Source organism: Corallococcus sicarius (assembly GCF_003611735.1).
Taxonomy (GTDB): Bacteria; Myxococcota; Myxococcia; order Myxococcales; family Myxococcaceae; genus Corallococcus; species Corallococcus sicarius.
Genome location: NZ_RAWG01000193.1, coordinates 1 through 17,990 on the forward strand (window position 1 = coordinate 1; position 17,990 = coordinate 17,990).

General features: G+C 70.5%; 15 protein-coding genes. 5 read left to right on the forward strand and 10 right to left on the reverse strand.

All coding sequences use genetic code 11. The features are described 5' to 3' along the window. The 5 genes from D7X12_RS26145 to D7X12_RS26165 all read right to left on the reverse strand — a co-directional run. A partial coding sequence (locus D7X12_RS26145) for a potassium channel family protein (RefSeq protein ID WP_500683235.1) occupies window positions 1–405 on the reverse strand: 405 nt, incomplete at its 3' end. Window positions 406–418: 13 nt separating this feature from the next. Continuing rightward, window positions 419–1,621 carry a twin-arginine translocase subunit TatC gene (tatC, locus tag D7X12_RS26150; RefSeq protein WP_120628003.1) on the reverse strand — a complete coding sequence of 401 codons (1,203 nt, stop codon included), beginning with the start codon at window positions 1,619–1,621 and terminating at the stop codon, window positions 419–421. Window positions 1,622–1,660: 39 nt separating this feature from the next. Next, entirely contained in the window at window positions 1,661–2,188 is a 528-nt protein-coding gene (gene tatB, locus D7X12_RS26155) for a Sec-independent protein translocase protein TatB (protein ID WP_120628004.1), read from the reverse strand. Window positions 2,189–2,349: 161 nt separating this feature from the next. After that, a complete protein-coding gene (locus D7X12_RS26160; protein WP_120628005.1) occupies window positions 2,350–3,648 on the reverse strand; it encodes an MFS transporter in 1,299 nt (432 codons plus the stop codon). Window positions 3,649–3,683: 35 nt separating this feature from the next. Next, window positions 3,684–5,747, reverse strand: coding sequence for a methyl-accepting chemotaxis protein (locus tag D7X12_RS26165; protein WP_120628014.1), 2,064 nt, complete (start codon window positions 5,745–5,747; stop codon window positions 3,684–3,686). 106 nt (window positions 5,748–5,853) lie between these two features. Between D7X12_RS26165 and D7X12_RS26170 the strand changes: the two genes are divergently transcribed. Then, the gene (locus D7X12_RS26170) at window positions 5,854–6,882 is read left to right on the forward strand and encodes a histone deacetylase family protein (RefSeq protein WP_208719292.1); all 1,029 of its coding nucleotides are present in this window, start codon (window positions 5,854–5,856) and stop codon (window positions 6,880–6,882) included. Window position 6,883: 1 nt separating this feature from the next. On the opposite strand, the gene D7X12_RS26175 is transcribed toward D7X12_RS26170, so the two are convergent. Together D7X12_RS26175 and D7X12_RS26180 are read right to left on the reverse strand one after the other, a co-directional pair. Beyond that, complete coding sequence (locus D7X12_RS26175) at window positions 6,884–8,818, reverse strand: S8 family peptidase (RefSeq protein ID WP_120628007.1); 1,935 nt, start codon at window positions 8,816–8,818, stop codon at window positions 6,884–6,886. 95 nt (window positions 8,819–8,913) lie between these two features. Next, window positions 8,914–9,405 carry a DUF1772 domain-containing protein gene (locus tag D7X12_RS26180; protein WP_120628008.1) on the reverse strand — a complete coding sequence of 164 codons (492 nt, stop codon included), beginning with the start codon at window positions 9,403–9,405 and terminating at the stop codon, window positions 8,914–8,916. 78 nt (window positions 9,406–9,483) lie between these two features. Here D7X12_RS26180 and D7X12_RS26185 point away from each other — a divergent pair, with 78 nt between their 5' ends. Both D7X12_RS26185 and D7X12_RS26190 read left to right on the forward strand, forming a co-directional pair. Further along, on the forward strand, window positions 9,484–10,272 hold the full coding sequence (locus D7X12_RS26185; RefSeq protein ID WP_120628009.1) for a helix-turn-helix domain-containing protein: 789 nt from the start codon (window positions 9,484–9,486) through the stop codon (window positions 10,270–10,272). A gap of 424 nt (window positions 10,273–10,696) precedes the next feature. Further along, a complete protein-coding gene (locus D7X12_RS26190) occupies window positions 10,697–12,436 on the forward strand; it encodes a translocation/assembly module TamB domain-containing protein (RefSeq protein ID WP_244224778.1) in 1,740 nt (579 codons plus the stop codon). Between the two features lie 6 nt (window positions 12,437–12,442). Here D7X12_RS26190 and D7X12_RS26195 read toward each other — a convergent pair whose 3' ends face one another. Next, window positions 12,443–12,838 (reverse strand): response regulator, encoded by a 396-nt coding sequence (locus D7X12_RS26195; RefSeq protein ID WP_120628011.1) that lies wholly within the window; start codon window positions 12,836–12,838, stop codon window positions 12,443–12,445. Window positions 12,839–12,995: 157 nt separating this feature from the next. On the opposite strand from D7X12_RS26195, the gene D7X12_RS26200 reads away from it, so the two are divergent. Continuing rightward, window positions 12,996–13,757, forward strand: coding sequence for an SDR family NAD(P)-dependent oxidoreductase (locus D7X12_RS26200; protein WP_120628012.1), 762 nt, complete (start codon window positions 12,996–12,998; stop codon window positions 13,755–13,757). A gap of 11 nt (window positions 13,758–13,768) precedes the next feature. Continuing rightward, window positions 13,769–14,623 carry an orotidine-5'-phosphate decarboxylase gene (gene pyrF, locus D7X12_RS26205; RefSeq protein WP_120628015.1) on the forward strand — a complete coding sequence of 285 codons (855 nt, stop codon included), beginning with the start codon at window positions 13,769–13,771 and terminating at the stop codon, window positions 14,621–14,623. Between the two features lie 29 nt (window positions 14,624–14,652). Here the strand turns inward: pyrF and D7X12_RS26210 are convergent, their stop codons facing one another. Further along, entirely contained in the window at window positions 14,653–17,229 is a 2,577-nt protein-coding gene (locus D7X12_RS26210; RefSeq protein ID WP_120628013.1) for a penicillin-binding protein 1A, read from the reverse strand. Window positions 17,230–17,259: 30 nt separating this feature from the next. Further along, window positions 17,260–17,990: RluA family pseudouridine synthase (locus D7X12_RS26215; RefSeq protein ID WP_147443809.1), on the reverse strand; the 731-nt coding region annotated here is incomplete at its 5' end.

The following is a 17,990-nucleotide window of genomic DNA, read 5'->3' on the forward strand; positions in this document are numbered from 1 at the left end:
CACCCGCCCCGCCCCGCACACCACGACGTGGCCCTTCATCGTTTCGGACACCACGGTGACCCACTCCTTGTCGTTCTTGTGCCGGGCGAAGAAGAGGTACGCGAAGCGCACCACGCCATCCACCACCAGCGCGATGCTCACGGGTGGAATCAGGATGTTGAGCGTCTCCACCAGCCAGTCGTTGACGTACGGCAGCGACGGCTGACCGAAGAGCAGGAAGTAGACGTGGTGCAGCGCCTCCCCGTAGGCGAGGCGCTCCCCGCCCGGGCTCACGTAGCGCCACTGGTACAGCAGCGGGCCCAACCCGAAGATGACCGCCGCCAGCACCAGCGTGCTGCGGAACCTGCGGGACAGCGCACGCAGGTACCGCAGGTCCACCATCAGCCGCGCGCCAAGGCTCTTCATGCGCGCGGGCGCCTTACGCCGGGGTGATGTCCGTGGAGGCTTCCGCCTTCGCACGGCGCTTCTCGATGAGCCACACGGCGAGCACACCCAGCTCGTAGCACAGCAGCATGGGCCCGGCCATGAGCGACAGGTTCACCACGTCGCCCGTGGGCGTCAGGATGGCCGCCGCGATGAGACACACCACGAAGGCGTGGCGCTGGTAGCGGATGAGCCACTTCGACTGCACCACCCCGACGATGCCCAACAGCGCCATCACCAGCGGCAACTCGAAGATGACGCCGAAGGCCAGGACGAGCAGCAGCACCAGCGACAGCTGCTCGTTCATCGTCAGCATGGGGCGCGTCCAGCGCGCGGCCTCCGCCTCCGCGTGGCCCTTCGCCAGCTCCTTCTCCAGCCGCCAGAGGCCCGACATCTCCTCCGCACGCGTGGGCGCCACGCCCGCCAGCAGGCTCGCGGACTGGTCCATCGCCGCCTCCGCCGCCGCGTAGTCCAGCCGGCCAAAGGCCGTCACCGCCTCCACGCGCTTCTCCACCGCCGCGCGCAGCACGCCGCGCGCGGGGACACCCAGCCCGTCCGAGGCCGCGTCCAGCAGGTCGCCCAGCCCCTTCAGGCGCGCGGTCAGCTCCACGCTCCGGGCGGTCGCCACCTCGGGGTCCTTCACCTGGCCCTGGCCCGAGGCTGTCAGCGCGGCGCTGGTCTCCTTCGCCAGGTGCCCGGCTCGCTCCACCTCGCCGATGCGCAGGAAGCGCAGCGCGTCCTCCGCGCCCATCCGCGCCGTGTCCACGCGCTGCTCCAGCGCGAGCGTCTCCTCCTCGCTGAGGAGGAACTTGAACATGGAGGGCAGCACGAGGAAGTAACAGAACATCGAGCCCACGATGAACGCCACCGAGCCCAGCACCACGAAGGGCGACGCGTACTTGCGCTCCTCCGGGTAGAGCCCCGGCGACACGAAACCCCAGATCTGCCAGAGGATGACGGGCGTGGTGAGGAAGATGCCGCAGTACACGCCCACCTTCATCAGCACGTTGATTTCTTCGATGCCGGATGTGTAGACGAGCGAGCGCCCGTTCGCGGGCAGCGCGTCCAACACCGGCCGCATCAACAGGCCGAAGATGGGCTTGGCGAAGATGAGCGACACGGCGCCCAGCACGAGCACCGCGAGCGAACACTTCACGAGCCGCGTGCGCAGCTCCGTGAGGTGCTCCGACAGGCTCATGCGCAGGTCGTTGAAATCAACCCCTTGGCGGTTCAGGGCTCAGCTCCGTTTCGGCGCGTTGCGCGCCACCGTGCCCGGGATGGGGGCGAGTTGCGGAAGGCCATCCTCGCCGGGCCGGGGCTCCCCCCCGGCCTCGGGCGGCGCTTCGGCGTCGGAGTTCGACGCCACCGCCAGGGCCGCGCTGTCCCCCGGCGGCACCGACGGCGCGGCCGGCTCCACCTCGTGGGGCGAGGGCAGCCGCGCGGGCTCCAACGACGCGGTGAGGGACGGTGAGGGCTCGGCGAGCAGGTTGGGCGGGGCGCCCGGGGGCAGGTGCGAGGCGTCCGCCAGCTCCGGCGGGGGCGACGGCACGCGCGTGCCCGGGCGCGGCGGAAGCTCGCGGTTGAAGTCCTCGTCCATCTGGTAGAACTCGCGCTCCACCACGTTGCGGACATCGTCCGTCTGCCGGCGGAACTCGCGCATGAACTTGCCGATGGCCCGCGCCAGCTCAGGCAACCGCTGGGGGCCGAGCACGATGAGCGCGGCCACCAGGATGAACACCATTTCGCCTGCGCCGATGTTGAACATGGGTCTTCAGAGTCCCCACAGCGGGAGTTCAACGGTTATCGCGCCCGGAGCGGGTCCGCGCAACCACCAGCAGGCCTCCAGCGTCCGTCCGGCGCCGTGATGAGGAGGCGGGCGGCCGGGCCCCCGGTAGGGCCTGGGGCCCAACCCGGAGGCACCGGGGCTCAGCCGTGGGGGTTCGCCTCCGGGGCCAGGGGCACCGCCAGCCCCTGCGCGGGGGGCACCGCCAGGGCCCGGGCCTGCTCGCGCGCGCGCACCCGCTTCTCCACCACCCACAGCACCGGCGGCACTCCCACCGACAGGCCAATGGAGACCCAGCCAATCAGGGCGATGCCGCCCAGCGTCCCGTCCGGAAGGTCCACCAGCAGCTTGGAGGACAGGAAGGCGCCCACCGCGGCGGCCATGTGCTGGGTGGCGGACTGCAGGGACATGAAGCGGGCGCGCACCGGGTTGTCCGGCACGCGGGAGGTCAGCGTGTTGTACGCCACGTTGCGCACGCCCATGGCCAGCATGAAGCCCATGAAGAGCACCGGGATGGGCAGCCAGGCCGGGTAGGACACGAAGCCCACGAAGGTGAAGACGGCGGCCAGCACCACGCCCAGCGTGCCCAGGCGGAAGGAGCCGTAGCGGTCCACCAGCGGCCCCGTCAACCGCAGCGTGATGAAGCTCACGATGCCGCCCGCGAAGTAGATGAGCCACAGCTGGTCGCGCGGGTAGCCCAGGTTCTGCTGAAGGTAGGCAGAGATGTTGGGGATGATGACGAAGCCGCTCATCATCAAGAGCGCCGTCATCAGGTAGCACAGCTGCATGTCGGTGCGGCCCAACAGCTCTCGCACGCTCACGGCCTGGGCCGCGCTCCCCGCCGCCCCCAGGTGCCCGCGCACCGGCGGAAGCAGGAACACCGCGGCCGCCGCGACGAGGAACCCCAGCGCCGCCACCACGAAGAAGGGCAGCCGCCAGCCGCCCACCTCCGCCACCTTCAGGGCCATGGGGACGCCCAGCACGGACGCCACGGAGAAGGACGCCATCACCGCGCCCAGCGCCCGGCCCCGGCGCTCCACCGGGATGAGGTCCGCGATGATGGACAGCGACAGCGCCGTCGCCGGCCCGCCGAAGATGCCCGCGACCACCCGCGCCAGCAGCAGCGTGGACAGCCCCGTGGCCAGCCCTCCGGCCGCCGTGGCCACCACCAGCCCCAGCATGCACACCGCCAGGGCCTTGCGCCTGTCGTACCGGTCCAGGAAGTAGCCGCCCGCCAGCCCCGCCACGCTCGCCGCCGCGGTGTAGCTGCCCCCGATGGTGCCGATGTGCGACGACGCGATGCCCAGCCCCTTCGCGAAGTCCGGGCCCAGCGGCATCACCATCACGAAGTCGAGGACGTTGACGAACTGCACCGCGCCGATGAGCAGCACCACGGCGCGCTCGGAGACGGTGCGGGAAGCGACGGCGGGCTCGGCGGGCATGAGGCGGGCTGCCTTCTCTTGAGACGTGCGGGGCTTCAGACGCGGAAGCGCCGCACCTCGGCGCGGAGGATCTCCGCCTGACGCGTGAGGTTGTCGATGGCTTCTTCCAGCTGACGCACCGAGCGCGTCTGGTGCTCGGACACACCCTTGATGGTCTCCACCGCCTTGAGCACCTGCTCGCTGCCCTTGGTCTGCTCCTTCTGGGCGCGGTTCAGGTGGGTGACCATCTCGTTGATGCTCTCGATGGAGCGGGTGATCTGCTTGCTGCCGTGCGCCTGCTCCTGGCTGGAGCGCTGCACGTGCTGCGTGAGCGTCTTCATCCGCTCCGCGCTCTTCATGATCTGCTCGCCGCCCCGGGCCTGCTCGTTGGAGGCCTGGGAGATCATCTGCACCGTGGCGGAGATGCGGTGGATGGCCGCCGTCACCTGCTTGCTGCCGCGGGACTGCTCCACCGTGGCGCGGGCAATGGCCTTCACCATCTGCGTGGACTTCTGGGTGCTGTCGTTGATCTTCCTGAGCGCCCCTTCCGCCTCGCGGCCCAGCTGCACGCCCTCCTCCACGCTCTTGACGCCCTGGTTCATCACCACCACGGCGTTGCGGCTCTCCTCCTGCACGCCGCGGATGAGCTCGGCGATCTCCTTGGTGGACGCGCCGGTGCGCTCGGCCAGGTCCTTGATCTCCTCGGCCACCACCGCGAAGCCCTTGCCGTGCTCACCCGCCTGCGCGGCGATGATGGCGGCGTTGAGGGCCAGGAGGTTCGTCTGCTCCGCCACGTCGTCAATGACGTTGAGGATGTTGCCAATCTCGGAGATGCGCCGGCCCAGGCTGTCGATGACGCCCGCCGCGGTGCGGCTGGTGTCCTTGATGCGGTCGATGCCGGACAGCGTCTTGCGCAGGGCCTCCACGCCCGTCTGCGCGTCCTCGAAGACCTGCTCGGACAGCCGCGCCGTCTCGTTGGCGTTGGCGTCCACCTGGCCAATGGCCGCGTCCATCTGGCTGATGGCGGAGGAGGTGTCCTCGGTGGAGGCGGACAGGTCCTCGATGTTCTTGGCCACCTCCTTGATGGAGTACGTCATCTCCTCGATGGCGCTGGTCGTCTCCTCGACGCTGGCGGCCATGGCCTGGACGTTCTCCGCCACCTCGTCGTTGGTGGCGGCCATCTCCATGATGGAGGAGCTGCTCTCCTCCGCGCTCTGGTAGAGGACCTCCACGTTCTCCGCGATGCCGCGCAGGGACGCCATCATCTCCACCATGGAGGAGGACGTCTCCTCCACGCGCGACTGCACGGTGCCCGCGCCGGAGGACACGGTGGTGCCGGTGCGGTGGATCTGCTCGATGACGCCCGCCACCACGTCGGACACGCCGCGCACGCGGCCCAGCGTGTCGCGCCAGGACTGGGCCATGCGGTTGAGCGCCTCCGCCAGCTGGCCCAGCTCATCCTTGCTGTTGCGCACCTCCGCGCGGCCGGTGAGGTCGGCCTCCGCCAGCTTGCGCGCCATGGACATCATCGCGTCCAGCGGCTGGAGGATGAACGCGTGCGAGATGAGGAACGCCACCAGCAGGAACAGCACCAGCCCGACGAGGAAGGCCAGGAGCACGGTGTGGCGCAGCGACTGGAGCACGCCATCCAGCCGCGACGAGTCCACCACCACCATCACCTCGCCCGGCGTTCCGTCCGCGAACGCCATGGGTGCGGCCACCGCCGCGTCGCCGTTGGGGAACTCCAGCCCGTTCAGCGCAGGCGGGGCCGAAACCCCGATGCGGGCCTCCAGGGCCTGCGTGAACCAGGCGGGCGGCGGCGCGGGACTGGTGGCCCGGGGCACGCCGGCCGCGTCCACCACGGCGACGACGCTGAAGTCGCCATCCTTCCGGTAGAGCCCTTCCAGGTCGGGGACCAGGCGGGTGCTCTCCTGTGTGCCGAGCAGGCCCTTCACCTCCTGGGCCTTGTCGCGGGCGCGCAGCAGCGTGCGCTCATGCAGGTGGTACTCCACCTGGGCGGGGACGACGAAGTAGAGCGTTCCCAGGATGACGGCCAGCGCAAGGCCGAACGAACCCAGGAGGATGCCCCGGAGACCGGGTTTCTTGAGGCGACGAGGCAAGGCCCGCGCACTGTAGGGAGGGTGTGGCACCCAGGGCAAGGACAGCGCTGAAGGCCTCCCACCCGGCCGCTGGGCTCCCGGCACGAGGATGCGTAAGGTCGTGGGGATGACCGCGACGCTGCTGCTCACCGACCCGCTGTTCCTCCAGCACGACCCGGGCGAGGGCCACCCGGAGTCGCCTGCCCGCCTGCGGCGCATCCTCCAGTTGCTCGCCCGGACGCCCATCGCGGGCACGGTGATGGCGCAGCCCCGCTCCGCCACCGACGCGGAGCTGGCGGCGGTGCACGCCCCGGAGCTGCTGGCGGCCATTTCAAAGCTCAGCGGCCAGCACGCTCACATCGACGCGGACACGCAGGTGTCCCCGGACAGCGTGGACGCGGCGCGGCTGGCGGCGGGCGCGGCGGTGCAGGCCGTGGAGGCGGTGCTCGCGGGACGGGCGAGGAACGCGTTCGCGCTGGTGCGTCCTCCCGGCCACCACGCGGAGCCGGACCGGTCCATGGGCTTCTGTCTGTTCAACAACGCCGCCGTCGCCGCGGAGGCCGGACGCCGGCTGGGCGCCGAGCGCGTGCTGGTGCTGGACTGGGACGTGCACCACGGCAACGGCACGCAGGCGGCGTTCTGGGGCCGGCGCGACGTGCTCTACCAGTCCGTGCACCAGTTCCCGTACTACCCGGGCACCGGCGCCGCGCCGGAGGTGGGCCGGGGCGAGGGCCAGGGCTTCACCGTCAACTGCGGCCTGCCCGGCGGCAACACCGACGCCGACTACGGGATGATCTTCGAAGAGCTGCTGCTGCCCGTGGCCCAGGCGTACCGGCCCCAGCTCATCCTCGTGTCCGCGGGCTTTGATCCGCACCGCGACGACCCCATTGGCGGCATGGACGTCACCGAGCGCGGCTTCGCGGCGATGTGCACCGCCGTGCGCAAGCTGGCGGAGGAGGTCTGCGGCGGGAAGCTGGTGCTGTGCCTGGAGGGGGGCTACTCGCTGGAGGGCCTGTCGAACTCCGTGCACGCCTGCATCGAGGTGCTGGCCGGCCGCGACGACAGCTTCGCGGCCGGCACCGTCAACGCGGACGCGCGGCACGCATTGGCCGCGAGCCGTCAGGCGCTCCTGCCCTTCTGGGCGAGCGTGCGCTGACTCAGTAGCAGAGGTAGTTGTCGTTCCAGGCGTGCGGATCCGAGTCCTCGTACACGCGGGTGCACATCCTGCCCGCGAGGGGGCCCGCCTGCGACCAGGAGAACTGGAACGGGCTGTTCGTGGGCACGCAGAGGTAGTTGTCATTCCAGGTGTGCGCCGCGGGCTCGGAGCCTTCGGCGATCTGGGTGCAGCGCATGCCGCCGATGGGGCCCGCGCTGCTCCACTGGATGCCGTAGTTCACCGTCGAGCACAGGTAGTTGTCGTTCCACGCGTGGGGGTCCGCGCCCTCGTGCACGTGGACGCAGTGGCGGCCGGCGAGGGGGCCCGACTGCGACCAGGAGAACTCCGGCAGCATCTGGAGGGCCTGCCGCAGGTTGGGCAGCTGGCCGATGTTGCGCGCGTCCGCCGCCTGCGCGGTGCCCGTATTGGCCAGGAGGTTGCGCACGTAGCGCGGATCCAGGGCGCCCGTGCCGCGCGCACGCGACACGCCCTGGAGCACGATGGCGGAGCCGGTGACGATGGGCGAGGCGCTGGAGGTGCCGCTGAAGGTGGACGTGTAGTACTGGTCCTCGCCGTAGGCGCCGCCGAAGCGGTCGCCGTAGCCCATCGTCACGACGGATTCACCCCAGCCGTGCACGTCCACGCGCGAGCCGAAGTTCGTCCAGCACATGGGCACGCGCGTGGTGGCGGTGCTGGCGCCCACCAGGATGGCGCCCGAGTCGCGCACGCCGCGGTTGAAGACGTTGCCGTACGCGGCATCGTCCAGGTTGGCGCTGCCGTTGCCCGCCGCCTCCACGATGGTGACGCCGTTGGCGGTCGCGGTGGCGATGGCGTCGTAGTTCGCCTGCCAGTACTCCATCGCGATGAAGTTGCACTGTCCCTGGTTGCAGGTACACGCCGTGCTGTCCGCCGGGCCCTGCGCGTGCAGCTCGATGAGGACGACGCCACCCTGCCCCACCGCGGCCGCGGCGTTGGAGATGGCGGCGGCGGTGGTCTGCGAACCGATGGACGACACGCCCACCGTCGCGCCGTGCGCGATGCCCGTCACGCCGTAGGCGTTGGCCACGCCGATGACTTCACCCAGCACGGCGGTGCCGTGGTTGCGCCAGCCCAGGTCGTTGAACTGCGTGCCCAGCTGCGTGAAGAAGCCCGGCATGTCCTCGTGGGTGGTGCGCCAGCCGCCCTCGATGTCCACGAAGCGGATGCCCGCGCCGGTGCCGCCGGGCAGACCCCAGGCATAGCGCGCGTCCACGCCCGTGGGGGCCGCGTTGAGGTAGCCCTGCGCACCGTCATACAGCGGCGTGGTGGGTGAGATGTCCGCGGCGGCGAGCAGCTCGCGCAGCACGGGCTCCATGCCGAAGTTCACCATCGCCGGCTCGGGGGGAGGCTCCGCGTAGGCGACCTCCACGCCGTCCAGCGCGTTGAGCGCGGCGACGACTTCGGCCACGCGCTCGGCGGTGGTGCCGGGCACGAGCGGCACCTCGAAGTAGAGGTTGAGGTCCGCGAGCTGACGGCCGCTCCGGGCCTCGCCCAGCACCTTGCGGGCCTCCAGCGCGGACTCGTCCTCCGTGAAGAGGCGGCGGGGCGAGGTGGCGCGGGGCGCGCGCTCCAGCAGGGCCTGGACGGACTTCACGTCGCTGTCGAGCAGGGACTCGGAGAGGCCGCGTCCGGCGAGCAGCGAGCGCTCGGACTCGGAGCGCTCGGCCGTGAGCGAGCGCAGGGCATTGCCACGCAGGCGCACGCGGCTGCCCTCGTGGAACTTCACCACCAGGCGCTCCACCGGCGTGCCCTCGGGCAGCGCCTTCTGGAGGCGCTTGTCGGCGGCGGCGCGGGGCTCCTGCGCCTGGGGCGCGGCGAAGACCGCGGGGGCCGCGGTGCACAGCGCCAGCCCGACGAGCGCGCTGGTGAAACGGGAAGAAAGACGCGGTGATTTCATCCGGTGTCCTCGGTGTGGAAGTGACGTCCCTGACGGACGGCACACCCTAGATTACACGTCTGACACGGAATTCATTGATAACAGTCCTGCGACGTTCAGGCGGCGCTCCTCAGCCGGAGCCAGGACAGGGCCTGGAGGGAGGCGAGCCAGGCCACCGCGACGAGCGTGTGGCGCAGGTGGTTCAGCTGCGACCAGCGCAGCGCGGTCTCCGCGGCGGCGGGCGAATCCGGCATGTCCATCAGGCGGACCAGGGTGGGGATGAAGTACGCGAAGGTGAGGACTCGGTCCGCGAGCGCGGCCAGCGCGGCCCCAAGCCACCAGAGGCGCAGCGGGCCCGAGCCCTGTGTGGCGAAGAAGAGGCTCGCGAGGGTGAGGAGCGTCAGCGGGCCCGTGCTGACGAAGGCCCAGAAGCGCAGCCCCACGTCGTCCTGCCGTGCGCCCTCCGGGTTCCAGTGCATCCCGGTGGCGTCGAACCACCGGGGCAGGACGATGCGGTGTTCGTAGAGCCCCGCGCCGAACGCGATGCCCAGGTTGAGGACGAAGAGCCACAGCAATATTCCGCCCACCGACAGCTTCAGGTTCATCATGCGGCGGAGGATGCGCCCCGCGTGCGCGGGGGTCTTTCGCGTCCTTGTGCTGTTTTTCTCAATCCTGCGGTGATTCGCATGAACCCCCGGCACGCCCTCCTCCAGCAGATTGGCGCCGACATCGTCCGCTTCCAGGACGCCTCCGCGGAGTTCGACGAGGCCGTCGGCGAGGTGCTCGCGCTGGGTCGCGCGGAGCTGGGGTGTCTGGCGCAACTGCACTTCGGAGGCCCCGCGCCGATGAGTGCCATCCCCCGGGGGACCGACGTGGAGCGGTTGGAGCTCGCCGGCTATGTGCGGCGGGAGTCCGTCGGAGGTGGGAAGCGGCTCGCGCTCACCGAGCATGCGCGCACCTGGATTGAGACGCTCTGGGGACCGGTGCGCGAGGACGGGTTCGCGCTGATGACGTCCCTGTCGGACCGGGACCTGAAGGTCATCGCCGGGTTCCTCTCCGGGACGCGGGGGGTGCAGGAGCGCCATGCGTCCCGACTGTCGAAGCTCCTCCAGACACCGGGCGGCCCGCGGGCGGCGAAGCGACGGGGCGGTCTCTCGTCGGCGGCGTTCTCCCGCGTGCAGCTCTTCATCGAAGCGCACCTGGCGCGGCGGATCCGGATGGAGGAGCTGGCGCAGCGCTCGGGCCTGAGCGTCTTCTACTTCTCACGCGCCTTCCGGCAGTCAACGGGGCTGACGCCGCATGCCTACGTGCAGCAGCGGCGGGTGGAGCGGGCGCGTGAGTTGTTGAACCACTCGGCGCGCTCGCTGGGCGACATCGCGCTGGAGGTCGGCTTCAGCTCGCAGAGCCACTTCACCACGGTCTTCCGCCGGCTCACGGGACTGACGCCCGCCGTCATCCGACGTTCGGCGCGGTAGCCCTGGCGCCAGGTGTCCATGGAGCAAGGGATGAAACGGCGCAGCACAGGCCCTCCATGAGCCCGTGCCTCTTTCAGCGTGTTCGAGCTCCCGCCATGTGCTCTCCCCACCTGCGCTGCGCCCGGGATGAAGCTGGTGAGGAAGTGGGGGCTTCGCACACGGGACCCCGGGTCGCAGGACAGTGTCCGCCGCCGGGGTCGGCAGCCTGCTCGCGGTCGTCACCCTCCAGAGCGTCTGGAGCCACGAAGGTTCGAAAAGTGACGGCTCGTGCTCGGATCCATGGCCCCGCAGCCTACCAATCCATCAGCGTCCCCCAGGGCCTTCGCATACGCTGCCGCTCGTCCCCATGACCGTCTCCACACCCCGTGATGCCCAGGACGCCGCTCCACGCAGGAAGCGGTGGAGGCGCGCGGCACTGTGGGCCGTGGCCGCGTTCGTCGTGCTGGAAGTGCTCCTCAACGTGGCGCTCAACGTCGGCGTCGTCCAGGCCATCATGCGGCGGGGCACGGACCGCGTGGTGCTGTCGTGGCAGCGGGCCTGGTGGCTGTGGCCCATGGGCCGGCTCCACCTGCGCGACTTCACCCTCACCAAGCAGGACCCGGACCTCTGGTGGAAGGTGGAGGTGGAATCACTGTCGGCGCGGATCTCCCTGGCCTCGCTGCTGAGCAACCACGTCGACGTGAAGGCCATCGACGGGCACGGCGCGAGCTTCCAGTTGGAGCCCTCCTCCGCGCCCGAGGAGCCGCCCTCGGAGCCGGGCTCACGCCCCTGGGAGATTGAACTCAGGGACGTGACGCTGCACGAGGTCCGCGTGCTGGACTTCAGCCGGGTGCGCTTCGCCGGATCGCTGGACGTCACGGGCTCGCTGCACCTCAAGTCGCGTGAGCAGCTCCTCGTGGACCTCCCGTCCGTGCGGGTGGAGCAGGGGTTCGTGGAGGTCGATGCGAAGAAGGTCGCGCGGCTGGAGACCCTCACCGCGCGCGCCGTGCTCGACGCCCCCTTCCGCGACGGACAGGGCTACGACCTGTCCCAGGCGTTGAGCGGCCAGGTGCAGGCGAAGGTGGAGCTGTTCCCGCTGGACTGGATCAACGAGCAGCTGGGCGCGAGCGCGCCCCTGTCCCTGCGCGGCGGCGCCGGCCGGGTGGACCTGGACGTGCGCATGCAGAAGGGCGCGCTGGAGGCGGGCAGCAAGGTGGACGCCCAGGGCGCCGAGCTGGACCTGCGCGCGGGGCCCATGCGGGCGCGAGCCCCCTGGAGCCTCCAGGCCTCGTTGGAGCCGGAGCGTCCGGAGGGGCCCTCGGGGCAGGTGGCGGTGGTCTTCGCGCCCGTGCGCTTGACGGGCCCCGGAGGCAAGGGGGTGGAGGTGCCGGAGGTGGCCCTCTTCGTCTTCGCGCGACGGCGGCCGGGGGACCGGGGGTTCGACCTGGAGCCGGACCTGCGGGTGGCGAAGAGTCAGCCTCTGGATTTGCGGGTCATCAATCCCTGGCTGGAGCAGACGCTCGAAATCGACTCCGGCCACGTGACGGTGCGCAGCGAGGAGCGGCCCAAGGGCTCGAAGGCCCGGGGCCCGCTGAGCCTGCGCATGGACACCGACCTCGTCTCCGGGAGCATGGGCAAGCACAAGGTCCTGCTGCGCGCGGAGGTGGAGGTGGATGCCCGCCACCTGTCCGCGGACCTGACGGAGCTGGGGCTCGCCGGGACGACGCTGCGGCTGAGCAAGGTGTCCACGAACGGCCCCGTGCCCATCCGCGCGTGGAGCGGCGTCTTCACCCTGCCGCGCGCCAGCCTGTCCCTGTCCCCCACCGTGCTGTCGGCGCGCTTCGCGAGCCACCTCACCGACACGCAGCCCCTGGTCGCGCTGCTCACGACGTCCAAGGGCCTGCCCTCCTTCCTCACCTCCCTGCTCAACATCCGCGAGGTGGACGTGACGGGCCAGGTGCGCATCGACGAGCGCGGACTCCAGGTGCGCGAATTGAAGGCGAAGGGCCAGGGCTTCTCGCTGGAGGGCCACCTGGACCTCGTCCGGGGCGACATCACGGGCGCGCTGCTGACGACCATTGGCGCGGTGACGGGCGCCGTGGAGCTGCGGCCCGGCCACAACAACCTGCACCTCGTGGAGCCGAAGCGGTGGTTCGACGCGCAGAAGACGCCGCCCTTCCGCTAGGCCCGCTCAGGAAGGATGGCTGGCCTGCCCGCCGCGCGCCACATACGGCGCCACCGCGTGCAGGAGGACGTCCAGGTCCACCGGCTTCTCGAAGAAGCCCTCCACGCCCAGGGCCCTCATGGCCTGCTCCTCCACGAGCTGCGAGTACAGGACGATGACCGGGATGGACGCGAGCGCCGGGTCCTTCCGCTGCCACTCGCGGAAGGCCCAGGCATCCATCCGGGGCATGCTCAGGTCCAGCAGGATGACCGCCGGGCGCAGGCCCTGGCGCAGCAGGCGCAGGGCTTCGAACCCATCACGCGCCAGCACGACCGAGTGCCCGTCCAGCTCCAGCGCTTCCTTGTAGGCCCGCAGCAGCTCCAGGTCGTCGTCCACCACGAGGATGCAGTTCCACCAGGGCATGGGCCACCCGCTCCTGAAATCCCGCTCCTGACGCCTTGAAGGTGACAACGCGCGCTCGGGCCTGCCTCGTCCCCCAGTCGCAGGGCGGGGTTTTGCGTGCCCTCCGGCGCGCAACCGTGCGACAAGGCGGGCGCTGCGAGACCTCCTGGAGGACGGCATGGCGGAGATGACCTACCGGACGGCGCTGGTGACGGGCGCCTCGAGCGGGCTGGGACGGGGACTGGCGTTGTGGCTGGCGAAGCACGGCCTGCGCGTGTTCGCGACAGGACGGCGGCTGACCCAGTTGCAGGCCCTGGCCGCGGAGGCCCAGGCCGCGGGCGCCGTGGTGGAGCCCGTCGTCATGGACATCACCCAGGCGGAGGCTTCGCAGGAGCGCATCCGCGCCATCGACGCGGAGTGCGGCGGCCTGGACCTGGTGGTGGCCAACGCGGGCGTCGGCGGCCCCACGCACGGCAAGCGCATGGACTGGGAGCGGACGCGCGCCATCATCGACACCAACGTCACCGGCGCCACCGCCACGCTGTGCGCGGTGCTGCCCCAGATGGTGGAGCGCCGCCGGGGCCACGTGGTGGGCATCTCCAGCCTCGCGGGCTACCGGGGGCTCGCGGGCCACGCGGCCTACTCCGCGTCCAAGGCCTTCCTCTCCACCTTCCTGGAGAGCCTGCGCGTGGACCTGAAGGGCACCGGCGTGTCCGTCACCTGCGTCTACCCGGGCTTCGTGAAGAGCGAGCTGACGGCGAAGAACCGCTTCCCCATGCCCTTCCTCATGGAGACCGAGGACGCGGTGGCGCTGATGGGCCGCGCCATCTTCGCGGGCGAGACGGTGGTGAGCTTCCCCTGGCAGGCGTCCGGCGCCATGCGCGTCCTCAAGGCGCTGCCCAACCCGCTCTTCGACGCCACCGCGCGCCGGCTGAAGTGAAGGAGCCCTCCGTGACGACGCCCGCCTCCTTCGCGCAGCGCTTCGCGGCGCTCGCCGACGCACGCTCCCCCTTCTGCCTGGGCCTGGACCCGTCGCGCGACACGCTCGCCCGCTGGAGCCTGCCGGACACCGTGCAGGGCCTGTCCGACTTCTGCGAGCGCGTGGCCGACGCGGCCGGCGAGCGCCTGGCGGTGGTGAAGCCGCAGAGCGCCTTCTTCGAGCGCCACGGCCCCGAAGGGCTCGTCGTGCTCCAGCGCGTGCTCCAGCGCTTCCGCGCCGCGGGCACCCTCACGCTGCTGGACGTGAAGCGCGGCGACATCGGGTCCACCATGGACGCCTACGCGGAGGGCCTCTTCGGTGCGGGCAGCGCGTACAACGTAGACGCCGCCACCTTCACCGCGTACCTGGGGCTGGGCGCGCTCGCGAAGACGGTGGAGCGCGCGAGGGCCCACGGCGCCTGCGCCTTCATCGTCGTGCGCTCGTCCAACCCGGAGGGCGCGCCCCTGCAGAACGCCGTCGGCGGCGACGGCCGCACCGTGGCGCAGGCGGTGGCGGACGGCCTGCGAGCGCTGAATGAGCAGGCGGGCCCGGGCGTGCTGCCCGCGGGCGCGGTGATGGGCGCCACGCTGCCGCCGGCCGACCGCGACGTGGTGGAGCGGCTGGGGGAAGCGCTGCTGCTCACGCCGGGCATCGGTTCGCAGGGCGCGGGCTTCTCTGATTTGCCGAAGCTCTTCGCCGGCCGCGAGCGGCAGGTGCTGCCCACCGCCGCGCGCTCCGTGCTGGAGGCCGGGCCGGACAGGGCCGCGCTCCAGCAGGCCCTGGAAGCACATCAGGCGCCCTCGCGCGTGTTCCGCGAAGGCGCCTGACGGTGTTGCCGTGGATGCGGCGCGTGTGACTACTGCGCGCCCATCATGAATTGATCCACGCCGACCTGGTTCTTGTCGGGCACGGCCTCCTTCGGCTCGGTGCCCTTCTTGAAGAACATCAGCTCCGCGCCCTTGGCGCCCGGGTGGGAGACCTTGCCCGTCTTCTTGTCGATGTAGAGCCGCGACAGCTCCATCGACTGCCAGGGGTAGAACTCCGACTGCGGCCGGCCCTCCAGCGCGCGCTTCATGTAGTTGAGCCAGATGGGGAGCGCCGCGCGGCCGCCCGTCTCATAGCGGCCCAGCGGGTGCGGGTTCAGGTCGTAGCCCACCCACGCCACCGTCACGAGGTCCTTCGTGTACGCGGAGAACCACGCGTCGAAGGAGTCGTTGGTGGTGCCCGTCTTGCCCGCCGCCGGCTTGCCCAGCTTCTGCGCGGGGCCACCGGTGCCCTGGAGCACCACGCCGCGCAGCAGGTGCGTGAGGATGAAGCCCGTCTCGGAGCTCATCACCTGCTCGCCCGGCTCGAAGAGGCGCGCGTAGCCCGCGGCCACGCGGTCCTGGAGCGGCGCCCACGCGTCGTCGAACGCGGTGTGGTCCTCCAGCGTGCGGCCGAAGCGGTCCTCCACCTTGCGGATGAAGTACGTGGGCTTCTTGCGGCCGTAGCGGTTGAAGGTCGCGTACGCGTTCGCCAGGTCCAGCGGGTACACGCACGAGGAGCCCAGCGCCGCGGAGAAGTCCATGTTCATGGGCGTGGTGATGCCCAGCTTCTTGGACCAGTCCGACATGTTGTGCACGCCCACCGCGCCGAAGGTCTTCACCGCGGGGATGTTCATGGAGTTCACCAGCGCCGTGCGCAGCAGCACGTCACCCACGAACTCCTCGCTGTAGTTGGCCGGCTTCCACGACACCTTGTTGTCCGGGTCGTGCTCCACGATGGGCGAGTCCACGATGATGGTGGCCTCCGTCCAGCCCAGCTGCTCCAGCGCCGCCGAGTACACGAACGGCTTGAAGGAGCTGCCCGGCTGACGGCACGCCTGGAACGCGCGGTTGAACTCGTTGTCGTCGAAGTCGTAGCCGCCCACCATCGCCGTCAGGTACTGGCGATGCGGGTCGATGGAGACGAGCGCGCTCTGCGCCTCCGGCGTCTGCTCCAGCCGGAACAGCTTCACGCCCTCCTCCGGGATGGTCTCCGCGAGCTTCTTGTCCCACTGCTCGCGGTCGTCGGTGAGCTCCTTCTTGATGACGTGGCGCACGACGACGACGTCGCCCACCGCCACGGCCTTCTTCACCGAGGAGATCATCATCGCCGGGTAGTAGCCCTCCGGGTTCACCTTGCGCGCCCAGCGCATGCCCAGCAGCGGCAGCCGGCCCTGGTGCGGCCCCACCTGCACGTCCGCGCCCTTGCCGTCCTCGTCGATGCGGGTGACGAGCGCCACGTAGAGCCGGTTGTCGACGAGTTCCTCCTTGCCCATCGCCTTCTTCGCCTTGTCGAGGAACGCCTTGCGCTCGCCTTCCGTGGCCAGCTGCTGCACGGGCCCGCGCCAGCCCTGGCGCTTGTCCACGGACATCAGGCCGTCCAGCACGGAGTCCTGCGCCGCGCGCTGCCGCTCGCTGTCCATGGTGGTGAAGATCTTCAGGCCTTCCTTGAGCAGCACGGGGTTGCCGTACCGGTCCACCACGTCCTTGCGCACCTGCTCCACGAAGTACGGGGCGAACTCGTGGAAGACGTCCTCCACCGGGTACACCCTCACGGGCTCCGCGTTGGCCGTGTCGTGCTCCTCCTGGGAGATCATCCCTTCGTCCAGCATGCGGCGCAGCACGTAGGAGCGGCGCTTCTTCGCGGCCTCCGGACGCAGGAAGGGCGAGTAGCGGCTGGGCGCCTGGGGCAGGCCCGCGACGAGCGTCATCTCCCCCAGCGTCAGGTCGCGCACGTCCTTGCGGTAGTAGTTCTCCGCCGCGCTCTGCACGCCGTAGCTGTGGTGCCCGAGGAAGACGTTGTTCAGGTAGAGGTAGAGGATCTCCTCCTTCGTCAGCGACTGCTCCAGGCGGAAGGCGAGGATGGCCTCGCGGATCTTCCGCTTGGGCGTCTTCGCGGTGGCCTCCTTGTAGCCCTCCGCGGAGATGAGCACCGCCTTCGCGGTCTGCTGCGTGAGCGTGGAGCCGCCCTGCACGCCGCCGCCGCGTAAGCCCAGCTTCGTCAGCACCGTCTTGGTGACGGCGCGCGTGGTGCCCAGCACGTCCACGCCGAAGTGGTCGAAGAAGCTGGAGTCCTCGCTGGCGATGAACGCCTGCACGAGCCGCTTGGGGATGCGCTCGTAGGGCACCACCTTGCGCCGCTCGTTGTAGAACTCGCCGGCGAGCACCGCGTCGTCGGTGTAGACCTCCGTGACGATGGGCGGCCAGTACTCATCCACCTTGGGGATGGCGGGCAGCCCGTCGGAGAAGATGTAGTAGGCGCCCACGACGGCGCACGCCGCGGCGGTGGCCCCCATCAGCCCCAGCACGGCGAAGAGCTTCATCAAGCGCACGACGAGGTTGCGCTTGGGCGGAACGCCGTCGAGCACCAGCTTGGAGCGGCTGCGGTCAGTCGTCTTCGGGTCGGACATGCGTGTTCTGTCGAGTCCTGGGCTCAAGGCTTAGAGGAGCGCTGCCCGCTTCAGCACGTCCATCAGCTCTGGCGGGAGCGGCGTCTCCACTGCGACCTTCCTGCCATCTTCGGGGTGCGGAAATTCGATGCGCTCGGCGTGCAGGAACAGACGCTTGAGCCCCCACCGCGCCCGCACGTCGCGGTTGAGGGCGAAGTCGCCGTACTTCTTGTCACCCACCACCGGGTGACCCACGGCAACCAGGTGCCTTCTTATCTGATGCGTGCGCCCGGTCTCGATGGTGCAGGAGAGGAGGGCTGCCTCGCTCGACTGGCGCACGACCTTCCAGCGGGTGACGGCCTCCTGCATGTTCACTCCCCGACGGGACTTGGACTCGGCCGTCTGCTGGTGCTCGGCGAGCGGCAGGTCGATGACGCCCGAATCCCTGGGCATCTTCCCCTTCACCAGGGCCAGGTAGCGCTTCTTCGGGTGGCCGTTGGTGAAGATTTCCGTGAAATGCACCATCGCCGGGCGGCGCTTGGCCACCAGGATGACGCCGGAGGTCTCCCGGTCCAGGCGGTGGGCCGGGGAGGCGGTGAAGTCGTTGCGGGTGGCCTTGGGGCCCAGGTAGGCGCGCACGTAGTCCACCAGGGTCCCCCCGGTGATGCCGCTGCCGGTGTGGACGGCCATGCCGCTGGGCTTGTCCACGGCCATGAGCCAGTCGTCCTCCAGGAGGATGACCAGCTGGCTGGGGTCCACGGGGGGCGGCGGGGGCTTGGGAC